Below are 13,750 nucleotides of genomic sequence, written 5' to 3'. Positions count from 1 at the left end.
CAGGTCAGCTTAGGTTGGGTCGAGCTATTGCCTATGGCCTTGGAGACAACTGGTCCTATCTTTCTGGCCAGCGCAATAACGCTAGTAATTTGGATAGTGCAGAATCGAAACTGGCCTTGACCTGCTCAATGGACTCACTCTGCATGTTTTTGTGATCACACCCAAAAATACTGTGATCACAAACATTGAAAATCTTCACCAAATTCCCGTGATACGTCAAAAAACTCTTTAAACTTGACCCTTAGACACCCCTATAACGGTTAATCGTAGTCAGACGGGACATATTTCGATGAACATTCACGAATACCAGGCCAAGGCGCTTCTTCGCAGCTATGGCGCTCCGGTCTCCGACGGTCGCGCGGTTCTGCGCGCCGAGGAAGCCAAAACCGCAGCCGGTGAACTGGACGGGCCCCTTTGGGTCGTCAAGGCGCAGATCCACGCGGGGGGGCGCGGTAAGGGCTCGTTCAAAGAGGCCGATGCCGGTGAAAAAGGCGGCGTCCGTCTGACCAAATCGGTGGAAGAAGCCGCCGAAGAAGCCAAAAAGATGCTGGGCCGCACGCTGGTCACGCATCAGACCGGCCCGGCCGGCAAACAGGTCAACCGCATCTATATCGAAGCCGGGTCCGGCATCGAACGTGAACTGTACCTGGCCCTGCTGGTGGATCGCCAGACCAGCCGGATTTCCTTTGTCTGCTCGACCGAAGGCGGCATGGACATCGAAGAGGTGGCGGCAGCGACGCCCGAGAAAATCCTATCCTTCTCGGTCGACCCTGCCACCGGCTATCAGGCCTATCACGGCCGCCGCATCGCCTTTTCGCTGGGTCTGGAAGGCGCGCAGGTCAAGCAATGCGTTAAGCTGATGAACCAGCTCTACAACGCCTTCGTCGAGAAGGACATGGAGATGCTGGAGATCAACCCGCTGATCATCTCGGACAAGGGCGACCTGAAAGTGCTGGACGCCAAGGTCGGATTTGACGGCAACGCGGTCTACCGCCACCCCGACATCGCCGAACTGCGCGACACGACCGAGGAAGACCCCAAGGAACTCGAAGCCTCCAAATACGACCTGAACTATATCGCGCTGGATGGCGAAATCGGCTGCATGGTCAACGGTGCCGGTCTGGCGATGGCAACGATGGACATCATCAAACTCTATGGGGCCGAGCCTGCCAACTTCCTCGACGTGGGCGGCGGTGCCACCAAAGAGAAAGTGACCGAGGCGTTCAAGATCATCACCTCTGACCCGCAGGTCAAAGGCATTCTGGTCAACATCTTCGGCGGCATCATGCGCTGTGATGTCATCGCTGAGGGCGTGGTCGCGGCGGTAAAAGAGGTCGGCCTGCAGGTTCCGCTGGTCGTGCGTCTGGAAGGCACGAACGTCGAGAAAGGCAAAGAGATCATCAACACCTCTGGCCTGGACGTGATCGCGGCGGACAACCTGAAAGACGGTGCCGAGAAGATCGTGAAGGCCGTCAAAGGCTGAGTGTCATCCCGTAGGGTGGGCTTCAGCCCACCTTTCCCCAGATTTTGGCGGGCTGAAGCCCGCCCTGCAAAGGAGAACGCCAGATGGCAGTCCTCATCGACGAAAATACCAAAGTGATCTGTCAGGGCTTTACCGGCTCGCAGGGCACATTCCACAGCGAACAAGCCATCGCCTATGGCACCAAGATGGTCGGCGGCGTGACCCCCGGCAAAGGCGGTCAGACGCATCTTGATCTGCCCGTGTTCAACTCGGTCCACGAGGCCAAGCATGTGACCGAGGCCAATGCCAGCGTGATCTATGTGCCGCCGCCCTTCGCGGCTGACTCGATCCTCGAGGCGATTGATGCCGAGATGGAGGTGATCGTCTGCATCACCGAAGGCATTCCGGTTCTGGACATGATGAAGGTGAAGCGCGCGCTGGAAGGCTCAAGCTCGCGCCTGATCGGCCCGAACTGCCCCGGTGTGATTACGCCTGACGCCTGCAAGATCGGCATCATGCCCGGTCACATCCACAAGCGCGGCTCGGTCGGTGTTGTGTCGCGTTCCGGCACGCTGACCTATGAGGCGGTCAAGCAGACCACTGATGTGGGTCTGGGCCAGTCCACCTGTGTGGGCATCGGCGGCGACCCGATCAAGGGCACCGAGCATATCGACGTGCTGGAATGGTTCCTGGCGGATGACGAAACCGAGTCAATCATCATGATCGGTGAGATCGGTGGCTCGGCCGAGGAAGAAGCCGCGCAGTTCCTGGCCGATGAGGCCAAGAAGGGTCGCAAAAAGCCGACCGCCGGTTTCATCGCAGGCCGCACAGCCCCTCCGGGCCGCCGCATGGGCCACGCGGGCGCGATTGTCGCCGGTGGCAAGGGCGGTGCGGAGGACAAGATCGAAGCCATGCGCAGCGCCGGTATCGTCGTGGCCGAAAGCCCGGCGCAGCTGGGTGAGGCAGTGCTGGAAGCGATTGGATGATAGCTGACCGACTCTCCAAAGGCGCTGAGGGCAGCGCCCGACCTTGGGTGGGTGCTGCAAGCGCCCTCCCGGGGGGAGGGTCGGGCGCTGCCCGGCGTTGCCGCCGGGCGGGTGCATTATTCGCCGCCCTGAGCGTTCTGTGCAGCCCCGTATATGCATCCCCTGAAACGGAAACCGTCCGCGAGGTATTGAGTCTGTGTTCTGACCTCGGAAACGACGTAGCGGCGGTTGATGACGAGTTAAAAAATCTCGGCTGGCAGGCCGCCGACACGCCGCAAACGAGTTTGAACGTGCTGTTCTGGTCATTGTTTGCGCGGGACTTCGCGGTCTTTGGCGACGAAGCCCTCGAACTGATGGCAAATAGCGATGATTTTGGCACGCAGCTTGGGTATTTGATTGTCAATGCTGACTTCATGGCCGCCTCAATTCTGGGCAACTCTGCGCTACCTCCGAACCAGCCCGCATATAGCAAAGGCGATTACCGACTGGCGGTTCTCGGCGTAAGCCTGGGTAAAGGATATTGCGTCATTGCGGGACCTAGCACCATCCTTGACGCCGTAACACAGTTCGACAGTTTTGCGGAGAAGTGGCCCGAGGACATGCCAAAAAGCAACCGGGACGGCGTGACAGCCTTGTTTGGAACGGCGAACAACGCAAAGATCTTTGCCGCCAATCTGGACGAACCGACACTCAGAACGCTGTATTCGTCGACGACAATCGATCTCCCCGAATCCAGAAGAAAATTCGATCCGCAAATCTTCGATGCTCTGCCACCGGCAGTCATCAGCATCTCTCCCACTAAGCATCAGTGAAGTAACCCCATGACCTTCTCTGACGCCATCCGCACCTGTTTCGCCAAGTTCTTCACCTTCTCAGGGAGAGCCTCGCGGCCTGAATACTGGTTCTTTTTCCTCTTCATTGTGATCTGGAGCATGATCGCAGGCTTCATTGATCTGAAGTTTTTCACTCAGGTCGCGGTGTCCGAGACCGAGACCTCGAAATCCGTCTCCGCCACATCCTCGGGGCCGGTGCAGTCCATCGTGGCGCTGATCGTCTTCTTCCCGCATCTGGCTGTGGCGTTCCGGCGGATGCATGATACCGGGCGCAGCGGGCTTTATGCACTGCTGCCGATCCTGCTGATCCTCGGCGCGTTTGCGGTGCTGGTCTTTGGCATTGGTATCGCCTCAAGCTTTCAGCATGGCGGTACGATGGATATCCTGTTCACCCGCGCCACATTGCTCATCGTCATTCCGACACTTCTGATCCTGTTTGTGTCGCCCCTCCTGGTTCTGTGGTGGCTGACCCGCCCCAGCGAGCCCGGCAACAACCAATACGGTCCCAACCCAACAGAGGTAATCCCATGACCGAACACTCGCCCAACGACCAGTTTCATGCCTCTAGCTTCATGCAAGGGCACAATGCCGAATATCTGGAGCAGTTATACGCCCAGTACACCAAGAACCCAGGCGCGGTGGATGCGGCCTGGGCCGAGTTTTTCAAGGCCATGGGCGATGCCACGCCGGATGTGCAGCGCGAGGCCGAGGGGCCTTCGTGGGCGCGCACCGATTGGCCTCCGATGCCCAGCGATGATCTGACCGGCGCGCTGACGGGTGAGTGGGCCGAGATCGACGCCAAGGCGGCGGGCAAGAAGATCAAGGACAAGGCTGCAGACAAGGGCGTTGAGGTCAGCGAAGACCAGATCAAGCGCGCGGTGCTGGACAGCCTGCGGGCGCTGATGCTGATCCGGGCTTACCGCATCCGGGGTCATCTGGCCGCCGATCTGGACCCGCTGGGGATGCGCGCCGCCAGCACGCATCCTGAGCTGGACCCCAAGACTTATGGCTTCACCGATGCCGACATGGATCGCCCGATCTTTATCGACAACGTGCTGGGCTTGCAGATGGCCTCCATGCGCCAGATCGTCGAGATCGTGAAGCGGACCTATTGCGGCACGTTCGCGCTGCAATACATGCATATCTCGAACCCCGAAGAGGCCGCGTGGCTGAAGGAACGGATCGAGGGTTTTGGCAAGGAAATCCAGTTCACCAAGGAAGGCCGCAAGGCGATCCTGAACAAGATGGTCGAGGCCGAGGGCTTTGAGAAATTCCTGCACGTCAAATACATGGGCACCAAGCGGTTCGGTCTGGACGGTGGCGAAGCGCTGATCCCCGCTATGGAACAGATCATCAAGCGCGGCGGCGCCTTGGGCCTGAGCGACATCGTGATCGGGATGCCGCACCGTGGCCGTCTGAACATTCTGGCCAACGTGATGGGCAAGCCCTATCGCGCGATCTTCAACGAGTTTCAGGGGGGCAGCTTCAAACCTGAGGATGTGGATGGCTCAGGCGATGTAAAATATCACCTTGGTGCCTCCAGCGACCGCGAGTTTGACGGCAACAGCGTGCACCTGTCGCTGACCGCCAACCCCAGCCACCTTGAGGCGGTAAACCCCGTGGTGCTGGGTAAAGTGCGTGCCAAGCAGGACCAGCTGAAGGACACAGACCGGACCAAGGTCATGGCGATCCTGCTGCATGGTGATGCGGCCTTTGCCGGTCAGGGCGTGGTGGCCGAGGGCTTTGGCCTGTCCGGCCTGCGCGGACACAAGACCGGCGGGACGATGCATATCGTGGTGAACAACCAGATCGGTTTTACTACAGCGCCACATTTCAGCCGCTCCAGCCCGTATCCCACGGATATCGCCTTGATGGTCGAAGCGCCGATTTTCCACGTCAATGGCGACGACCCCGAGGCGGTAGTGCATGCCGCCAAGGTGGCGACCGAGTTCCGCCAGAAGTTCCACAAGGATGTGGTGCTGGATATCTTCTGCTATCGCCGGTTTGGGCACAACGAGGGCGACGAGCCCATGTTCACCAACCCGATCATGTACAAGAAGATCAAGACGCATAAGACCACTCTGAGCCTTTACACCGAGCGGCTGGTCAAAGATGGCCTGATCCCCGAGGGCGAGATCGAGGATATGAAAGCCGCCTTTCAGGCGCATCTGAACGACGAGTTCGAAACGGGTAAGGACTACAAACCCAACAAGGCCGACTGGCTGGATGGTCGCTGGTCACATCTGGACAAAAACAAAGAAGAATATGTACGCGGCGATACCGCGATCACGCCGGACACTCTGGCCGAGATCGGCACCGCGCTGACCCGGGCGCCGGATGACTTTGCGCTGCACAAGACGGTGGGTCGCCTGCTGGATCACAAGAAGCAGATGTTCGAGACCGGTAACGGCTTTGACTGGGCGACCGGTGAGGCGCTGGCATTCGGCTCGCTGCTGACCGAAGGATATCCGGTCCGGTTGGCCGGTCAGGACGCCACGCGCGGCACCTTCAGCCAGCGCCATTCGGGCTTTGTGCATCAGGAGACCGAGGAACGGTATTATCCGCTGAACAATATCCGCAAGGGGCAGTCGCAGTACGAGGTGATCGACTCGATGCTGTCCGAATATGCGGTTCTGGGGTTCGAATATGGCTATTCGCTGGCTGAACCAAATTCGCTGGTTCTGTGGGAAGCGCAATTCGGCGATTTCGCCAATGGCGCACAGATCATGTTCGACCAGTTCATCAGCTCGGGTGAATCGAAGTGGCTGCGGATGTCCGGTCTGGTCACGCTGCTGCCGCACGGGTTCGAGGGGCAAGGCCCCGAGCACTCGTCCGCGCGGCTGGAGCGGTTCCTACAGATGTGCGGTCAGGACAACTGGATCGTGGCGAACTGCACGACGCCTGCGAACTATTTCCACATCCTGCGCCGTCAGCTGCACCGCACCTTCCGCAAGCCGCTGATTCTGGTGACGCCGAAATCGCTGCTGCGGCACAAGCTGGCGGTCAGCACCGCCGACCAGTTCACCACCGGGTCCAGCTTTCACCGGGTTCTGTGGGATGACGCGCAGCATGGCAATTCGGACACCAAGCTGGTGGCGGATGACAAGATCAAGCGGGTCGTCATGTGTTCGGGCAAGGTCTATTTCGACCTGCTGGAAGAACGCGACGCGCGCGGCATCGACGATGTCTATCTGCTGCGGATCGAGCAATATTACCCCTTCCCCGCCCATTCGCTGATCAACGAGCTTGAGCGGTTCAAGGGGGCCGAGATGGTCTGGTGCCAGGAAGAACCCAAGAACCAGGGGGCCTGGAGCTTTATCGAGCCCAATATCGAATGGGTCCTGACCCGCATCGGCGCAAAGCACAAGCGTCCGGTTTATGCTGGTCGCGCCACCTCGGCCTCGCCCGCGACGGGTCTGGCCAGCCAACACAAATTCCAACAAGAAGCGCTGGTGAACGAAGCGCTGAGCCTCAAAGGAAAGTAAACGATGACGATTGAAGTTCGTGTTCCCACGCTTGGCGAATCTGTCACCGAAGCCACGGTTGCGACATGGTTCAAGAAACCCGGTGACGCCGTGGCCGTGGATGAAATGCTGTGTGAGCTTGAGACCGACAAGGTCACGGTCGAAGTGCCCTCGCCCGCCGCGGGTGTGATGGGTGAGATCGTTGCTGCCGAAGGTGAGACAGTGGGCGTTGATGCCCTGCTGGCCACGATTGCGGCGGGTGAAGGCGCAGCGCCTGCCCCGGCGGCGGCCCCGGCCCCCGCTGCAGCAGCCCCCGCAGCGTCGAGCGGCAGCGTCGACGTGATGGTGCCCACGCTGGGTGAATCCGTGACCGAGGCGACAGTTTCGACATGGTTCAAGCAGGTCGGCGACGCCGTGGCACAGGATGAGATGCTGTGTGAGCTGGAGACCGACAAGGTCTCGGTCGAGGTTCCGGCCCCAGCTGCAGGTGTTCTGGCCGAAATCGTAGCGCCCGAGGGCGCGACCGTGGATGCAAGCGCCAAGCTGGCGGTGATCTCGGGCGCGGTGGCGGGTGCTGCTGCGGCTCCGGCGGCGGCTGCCCCGGCGACCGGCGGAAGCGATGTTGGCGGCAAAGATGTGGCCAATGCTCCATCGGCCGAGAAAGCCATGGCCGAGGCCGGCCTGTCCGCCGATCAGGTCACCGGAACGGGTCGCGATGGCCGCATCATGAAAGAGGACGTGGCGAAAGCCGTTGCTGCGGCTACGGCCCCAGCGCCTGCGGCGGCTGTGCCCGCCCCCGCTGCCCAAGCCCCGCGCGCGCCTGTCGCTGCCGATGATGCCGCCCGCGAGGAACGTGTGCGCATGACCCGTCTGCGCCAGACCATCGCCAAGCGCCTGAAGGACGCGCAAAACACCGCCGCGATCCTGACCACCTATAACGAGGTGGACATGACCGAGGTGATGGCCCTGCGTAACCAGTACAAGGACCAGTTCGAGAAGAAGCATGGCGTGCGTCTGGGCTTTATGTCCTTCTTCACCAAGGCCTGCTGCCACGCGCTGAAAGAAGTGCCCGAGGTGAATGCCGAGATCGACGGTACCGACATCGTCTACAAGAACTTTGTGCATATGGGCGTGGCCGCCGGTACGCCTCAGGGTCTGGTGGTTCCGGTCATTCGCGACGCGGATTCGATGTCCTTCGCCGCGATCGAGAAAGCCATCGCCGAAAAGGGCAAGCGCGCCCGCGACGGCAAGCTGTCCATGGCCGAGATGCAGGGCGGTACCTTCACTATCTCGAACGGCGGTGTCTACGGCTCGCTGATGTCTTCGCCCATTCTGAACCCGCCGCAATCGGGCATTCTGGGCATGCACAAGATCCAAGACCGCCCGATGGTCATCAATGGCGAGATCAAGATCCGTCCGATGATGTATCTGGCGCTGTCCTATGATCACCGGATCGTTGATGGCAAAGGCGCGGTGACCTTCCTTGTGCGCGTGAAAGAGGCGCTGGAAGATCCGCGCCGCCTGTTGATGGATCTGTAACCATGGCAACGCATGTACTCTGGCAGGCCGATGTGGCCGATTTCAGCGCCTGGCTGAAAGTGTTCCGCGAAGACCGCAAGATGCGCGAGGCCTCGGGTATCCGTGACCTGCATGTCTGGAAGGACCCCGACCAGCGCGACCATGCGGTGGCGATGTTCGAGGTCGCAGACCTTGAACGGGCGCGCAGGTTCTTCGACTCGGAAGAGCTTGCCATGCACCACGAACGTGGCGGCGTGGCCCATATTCAGGTCAAACTGCTGGAACCGGTTTGATCCACTCAGGAACCTGTGTGCAGGGTCACCCCTGCACACGCCCCAGCACTTACGCGTGAACCCCGCCTGCCCATACGCCTTGCAGATGTTAGTCCCCAACCAGGACACTCATTGAAAAAGGAAATGTGATCATGTCTTCGGAACTTTCCATTCTGGCGCTTTATGGCTTGGTCGTTGTGGTGGTCATCCTGCTGAACATCCTGACCGCGATGTCTCAGGTCGGGCTGATGACGCTGGGCGGCGCACGGGATGACATGCCGCCGCTGACCGGCGTTGCCGCGCGGGTCGAACGCACGCTGACCAATTCGGTCGTAGCCATGGCACTGTTTGCGCCTGCGGTCCTGATCCTTGCTGCCAAGGATGCTTTTACGGGCGGCACCCTGTTTGCAGCCCAGCTTTTTCTCATTGCGCGGATCGCGTTTGTGCCGATCTACGCCTTCGCAATTCCCGTTCCGTTCCTGCGCACGACCGTTTGGCTGATTGGGTTTCTTGCGACGGTTTATCTTTATCTGTTAGCTCTATAAAGCACGAATGCCGCCCAACGATGCGGCCAAGACACATCAAGGAGTGCCCCAATGTCCAGCTATGACGTCATCGTAATCGGAGCCGGCCCCGGCGGCTATGTCTGCGCCATCCGCTGCGCCCAGCTGGGGCTGAAAACAGCCGTTGTCGAGGGGCGTGAGACGCTGGGCGGCACCTGCCTGAACGTCGGCTGCATCCCGTCCAAGGCGCTGTTGCATGCCAGCCACCAGTTGCATGAGGCCGAGCATAACTTTGCCAAGATGGGCCTGAAGGGTAAATCTCCGTCGGTCGATTGGAAGCAGATGCAGGCCTATAAGGACGAGGTGATCGAGGGCAACACCAAAGGCATCGAATTCCTGTTCAAGAAGAACAAGATCGACTGGCTGAAAGGCTGGGGATCGATCCCCGCCGCCGGGCAAGTCAAGGTAGGTGATGAGGTGCACGAGGCCAAGAACATTATCATCGCCTCGGGCTCTGAACCGTCGGCGCTGCCCGGTGTGACCGTGGACGAAAAGGTGGTTGTGACCTCGACCGGGGCACTGTCTCTGGGCAAGATCCCGAAGAAGATGGTGGTGATTGGTGCGGGTGTGATCGGGCTGGAGCTGGGCTCGGTCTACAGCCGTCTTGGAGCCGAGGTGACGGTGATCGAATTCCTCAAGGAAATCACGCCGGGCATGGACCCCGAAGTTCAGAAGACCTTCCAGCGTATCCTCAAGAAACAGGGTTTGAAATTCGTCATGGGCGCGGCGGTGCAAAAGACCGAAGCGACCAAGACCAAGGCCAAAGTGACCTACAAGCTGCTGAAAGATGACAGCGAGCACGTGATTGACGCCGACACTGTTCTGGTTGCCACAGGGCGCAAACCCTATTCGGAAGGTTTGGGGCTGGATGCCCTGGGCGTTGAGATGACGCCGCGCGGCCAGATCAGGGTGGGTGCGGATTGGCAGACCAACGTACCGGGCATCTACGCGATTGGAGACGTGACCGAAGGCCCGATGCTGGCCCATAAAGCCGAAGACGAGGGCATGGCCGCTGCGGAACAGGTTGCAGGCAAGCACGGCCACGTGAACTATGGCGTCATTCCGGGTGTCATCTACACCTGGCCCGAGGTCGCCAATGTGGGTGAAACCGAGGCGACGCTGAAAGAACAGGGCCGTGCCTACAAGGTCGGCAAGTTCATGTTCATGGGCAACGGCCGCGCCAAGGCGAATTTCGCCGCCGACGGGTTTGTCAAAATCCTTGCCGACAAGGACACCGACCGCATTCTGGGCGCACACATCATCGGCCCCGCAGCCGGAGATCTGATCCACGAGATCTGCGTGGCGATGGAATTCGGTGCCTCCGCCGAGGATCTGGCCCTGACCTGCCACGCGCATCCGACTTATTCGGAAGCCGTGCGCGAGGCGGCGCTGGCCTGTGGAGATGGTCCGATCCACTCCTGAAGGGTGCGCAACGTCAAACACTCCGATGCGAGGCTCTGCCTCGCGCTCCGGGATATTTAGAGCCAGATGAAGAATGAATCCCCAGTTCATCTGGCTTTAAATATCCCGGGGGAGTCGCGGCTTGCCGCGGCGGGGGCAGAGCCCCCTTTGCCTACCACATTGTCTTGGCCGCGCGCGCTCCCCATTCCTGGTCATAGCGAGCGCCGCCTTCATCTCCGGCGGTCATTTCGGCGAGAATCTCTCCTGCGGTTGGCAGTCTCTCAGTTTCATGACCGCCGTCAGCCCATATTTGCGCCCGCATCAGCGCGCGAGCACACTGGGTGTAAACCTCACCGATCTCGATGACAATCACCGTTGCGGGCCGTTTTCCGTGTTTCTTAAAACGGTCGCGTAGCACTTCATCTGCGGTCAGACGCGCCGAGCCGTTAACGCGAACCACAGTGTTCGAGTCGGGCACCATGAACATCAACGCCACGCGTCGGTCACGCACGATATTGCGCAGGCTGTCCAAACGGTTGTTGCCGCGCCAATCTGGTAGGGCCAGCGTGCCTGGATCCAGTTCCAGCACCACCGGACCATCATCGCCGCGTGGGCTGCCGTCGACGCCTTCGGGACCCACGGTGCTGAGGATGCAGAGACGCGAGGCCATGATCCATTTGCGGTAGAGTGGGGTCAGTTGTCGTGCCACCTTGCGCAGCGAGGGTGCGCCGGGCGTTCCATAAAGCCCCTCAAGTGTCGCTATGTCTTCAATGTACTGCATCCGGATCAAATCCCGCTTCTCTCATCAACGCATCTGAACCAGTCTCAATGACGTCCTCAAGCCGCTCCAGAAAGGCGTCTCGGCCAACGCCGGGTTCGATCGGGTCGAGGAAATCGACGATTGCTGTGCCGGGTTTGCGCAGGATACCGGTTCTGGGCCAGAATACGCCCGCGTTTGTGGCAACCGGCACGCAGGGGTACCCAAGGCCCTGGTACAAGACCGCAGTTCCCACCTTGTAAGGTTTCGGAACCCCGGGCGCGACGCGGGTCCCTTGGGGGTAAATCACCAGCTGACCGGGGTCGCTGAACTCTTTGGCGACATCCTTGACCATCTTGGCCACCGCCACCCCCTTCTTACCACGATCAACCGGAACGCAACCCAAGCGGCGGGCATACATGCCGATGACCGGGGTCCACAGAAGCTCTTTCTTCATGATGAATTTGCCGTGAGGTATGGCACTGAAGATCATGATGATATCAAGAAAAGACTGGTGCTTGGCAGCGATCACCACCTCGCCGGTCGGAGGGGTGCCACGGATTTCGCTCCGAATGCCGACCATCCAGCGCGCCAGCCAAATGGTCGTGCGGGCATAGGTCATACAAGCCCGTGCAGCGCCACGTTTGGCAAACAGCGCGTAAGGCGCAAAGACAATCCCCAGGATCAGCATCCAGGCATAAATCGTGATCATGAAGATCAGTGACCGGACCCATTGCAGCATGAACATCATGAAAGCTCCTTCAATTTGCGCCGTGCCGCTGACCATGTGGCCAGAAAAGCGACCGCCGCGCCTAGGCCGGGGATCAAAACAGGCAGGAGCCATCCGGTGCCCTGAAACCCAAGCCCGGTGAGAAACCCGCCCGCATCCGAGGCCTCGGGCAACAGAAGCACACCGGACATCCCCAGCAACGTGCCCACCGCAGCCCCCAACAGCGCGCGGAATGTAAACCGTCGCACAAAGGCCCCGGCAATGAAACGGTCGCGGGCACCGACCAATCGCAAGACTTCGATGATCTGAGCATTGGCCGCCAGCGAGGCGTTGGCCGCAAGGGTGATCATCGCCGCCGTGGCCCCGCCGATCAGCAGGATCGAGATCCAGCCGAGACGTCGCAGCGACATCGCTGCATCAACCAGAGGTTCGCGCCAGCGGGTATGGTCGTCCAGAACCGCACCGGGCACCTCGGCCCCCAGACGCAGGCGCAAACCGGCGGCGTCCAGACCGGGCGGGCCTTCGATGATCTCGATCAGTTGCGGCACGGGCAGGCTGTCCAGCAGCAGGTCGGGGCCAAACCATGGCGCCAGCAGTGCCGCCTGCTCCTCGTTGGTCAGCGCGCGCGCCGACGCAATGCCGGGCGTTTGTCGCAACACGGTCAGAGCAGCCTCGGTCTGGGCAGCGCGCTGGTCAGCAGGCGCGTTGATCCGCAATGTCGCGGCCCCGGCCAGTTCCGAGGCCCAGCGATCTGCCAGGCGGCCCGAGGCCAGTGACAGGGCCAGCGCAAACACTGCCAAAAAAGCCATCGCGCCCGACACGAACAACGTCAGTTGTGCGGTGAATCCGGTCGGCGGCACCACCCGGTCAGCGCGGGTGTCGCGGCGCAGCAGGTTGCGGATGTCGCCCTTGCTCATAGATCAGCCCCCGCAAGCTGCAACCGGCGCTGCGAAATCCGCAGCACCCGCGCCTGAACCTGACTTTTGGCCGCGCGGATCAGAGAAAGGTCGTGGGTGGCGATCAATACGGTCTTGCCCATCCGGTTCAGCTCGACCAGCAGTTTCAGCAAGCGCTGCGACATCTCCCAATCGACATTGCCTGTTGGTTCGTCAGCAAGAACCACATCGGGCGACAAGATAACGGCACGCGCCAGGGCAGCGCGCTGGCGTTCTCCGCCCGAGAGCTCGGGCGGCGTCGCGTCCAGCCGCGTTCCCAGACCGACCCAATTCAACAGCTCTTTCAGATCACCCGTTTCCCCGCCATTCGACCGACCCGACACCGTCATCGGCAAGGCGACATTCTCAGCCAGAGTCATATGATCCAGAAACCGGCAATCCTGATGGACAACACCGATACGACGCCGCAGCAAGGCCATCTGATCCCGATCAAGACGGGCAATATCTTCGCCGAAAACGGTCAACCTTCCCGAGGTCGGCAACAGCGCGCCATAGCACAGTTTCAGCAATGTGGTCTTGCCTGCGCCTGAAGGACCGGTCAGGAAATGAAAGGACCCGGGTTGCAGCTGCAGCGACACATCGCTCAGCAATTCGCCGCCACCATAGGTGTAGCTGATATTCTCCAGCTCGATCACGCCTGTCCCCAATTCTTCTGCAGCTTGTCTTGCCCGAGCGTGGCCGCGGTTTCAATGCCTCAAGCGGGTCCAATTGGCGACACTTGCCCCATGAAACCGAAAACCCGCTTTGATGTTGGGTCTTAAAGGAATATCATTCCTGAAAAAACGACGATCAGGCCAATTTTCAGGCC

13 protein-coding genes are annotated in these 13,750 nt (G+C 60.4%); 9 read left to right on the top strand and 4 right to left on the bottom strand.

Annotated elements, in window-relative coordinates:
- Positions 1-289: 289 nt before the first annotated feature.
- The 9 genes from sucC (at position 290) to lpdA (ending at position 10,520) form a co-directional block, all read left to right on the top strand.
- Complete coding sequence (sucC, locus tag ACRZ9X_RS09875) at positions 290-1,483, top strand: ADP-forming succinate--CoA ligase subunit beta (protein WP_170624023.1); 1,194 nt, start codon at positions 290-292, stop codon at positions 1,481-1,483.
- Between the two features lie 83 nt (positions 1,484-1,566).
- Entirely contained in the window at positions 1,567-2,448 is an 882-nt protein-coding gene (sucD, locus tag ACRZ9X_RS09870) for a succinate--CoA ligase subunit alpha (protein WP_480518283.1), read from the top strand.
- Positions 2,445-3,260 (top strand): hypothetical protein, encoded by an 816-nt coding sequence (locus ACRZ9X_RS09865; protein WP_480518281.1) that lies wholly within the window; start codon positions 2,445-2,447, stop codon positions 3,258-3,260. Before sucD ends, ACRZ9X_RS09865 begins: the two co-directional genes overlap by 4 nt.
- Positions 3,261-3,269: 9 nt before the next feature.
- The gene (locus ACRZ9X_RS09860) at positions 3,270-3,812 is read left to right on the top strand and encodes a DUF805 domain-containing protein (RefSeq protein WP_480518279.1); all 543 of its coding nucleotides are present in this window, start codon (positions 3,270-3,272) and stop codon (positions 3,810-3,812) included.
- A complete protein-coding gene (locus tag ACRZ9X_RS09855; protein WP_480518277.1) occupies positions 3,809-6,766 on the top strand; it encodes a 2-oxoglutarate dehydrogenase E1 component in 2,958 nt (985 codons plus the stop codon). Before ACRZ9X_RS09860 ends, ACRZ9X_RS09855 begins: the two co-directional genes overlap by 4 nt.
- A gap of 3 nt (positions 6,767-6,769) precedes the next feature.
- A complete protein-coding gene (odhB, locus tag ACRZ9X_RS09850; protein WP_480518275.1) occupies positions 6,770-8,284 on the top strand; it encodes a 2-oxoglutarate dehydrogenase complex dihydrolipoyllysine-residue succinyltransferase in 1,515 nt (504 codons plus the stop codon).
- Between the two features lie 2 nt (positions 8,285-8,286).
- A complete protein-coding gene (locus tag ACRZ9X_RS09845; RefSeq protein ID WP_480518274.1) occupies positions 8,287-8,556 on the top strand; it encodes a hypothetical protein in 270 nt (89 codons plus the stop codon).
- A gap of 131 nt (positions 8,557-8,687) precedes the next feature.
- Entirely contained in the window at positions 8,688-9,080 is a 393-nt protein-coding gene (locus tag ACRZ9X_RS09840) for an MAPEG family protein (RefSeq protein WP_480518272.1), read from the top strand.
- Between the two features lie 51 nt (positions 9,081-9,131).
- On the top strand, positions 9,132-10,520 hold the full coding sequence (gene lpdA, locus ACRZ9X_RS09835; RefSeq protein WP_480518271.1) for a dihydrolipoyl dehydrogenase: 1,389 nt from the start codon (positions 9,132-9,134) through the stop codon (positions 10,518-10,520).
- Positions 10,521-10,671: 151 nt separating this feature from the next.
- Here the strand turns inward: lpdA and ACRZ9X_RS09830 are convergent, their stop codons facing one another.
- The 4 genes from ACRZ9X_RS09830 to ACRZ9X_RS09815 are packed head-to-tail and all read right to left on the bottom strand — an operon-like array spanning position 10,672 to position 13,577.
- A complete protein-coding gene (locus ACRZ9X_RS09830; RefSeq protein ID WP_480518270.1) occupies positions 10,672-11,280 on the bottom strand; it encodes a pyridoxamine 5'-phosphate oxidase family protein in 609 nt (202 codons plus the stop codon).
- Entirely contained in the window at positions 11,267-12,007 is a 741-nt protein-coding gene (locus ACRZ9X_RS09825) for a lysophospholipid acyltransferase family protein (protein WP_480518269.1), read from the bottom strand. Before ACRZ9X_RS09825 ends, ACRZ9X_RS09830 begins: the two co-directional genes overlap by 14 nt.
- Positions 12,004-12,903 carry a cell division protein FtsX gene (locus ACRZ9X_RS09820; RefSeq protein ID WP_480518268.1) on the bottom strand — a complete coding sequence of 300 codons (900 nt, stop codon included), beginning with the start codon at positions 12,901-12,903 and terminating at the stop codon, positions 12,004-12,006. Before ACRZ9X_RS09820 ends, ACRZ9X_RS09825 begins: the two co-directional genes overlap by 4 nt.
- A complete protein-coding gene (locus ACRZ9X_RS09815; RefSeq protein ID WP_480518266.1) occupies positions 12,900-13,577 on the bottom strand; it encodes a cell division ATP-binding protein FtsE in 678 nt (225 codons plus the stop codon). Before ACRZ9X_RS09815 ends, ACRZ9X_RS09820 begins: the two co-directional genes overlap by 4 nt.
- Between the last annotated feature and the right edge of the window lie 173 nt (positions 13,578-13,750).

This window comes from Ruegeria sp. AL1, assembly GCF_056540905.1.
This window is presented reverse-complemented; position numbering and strand designations above follow the sequence as displayed.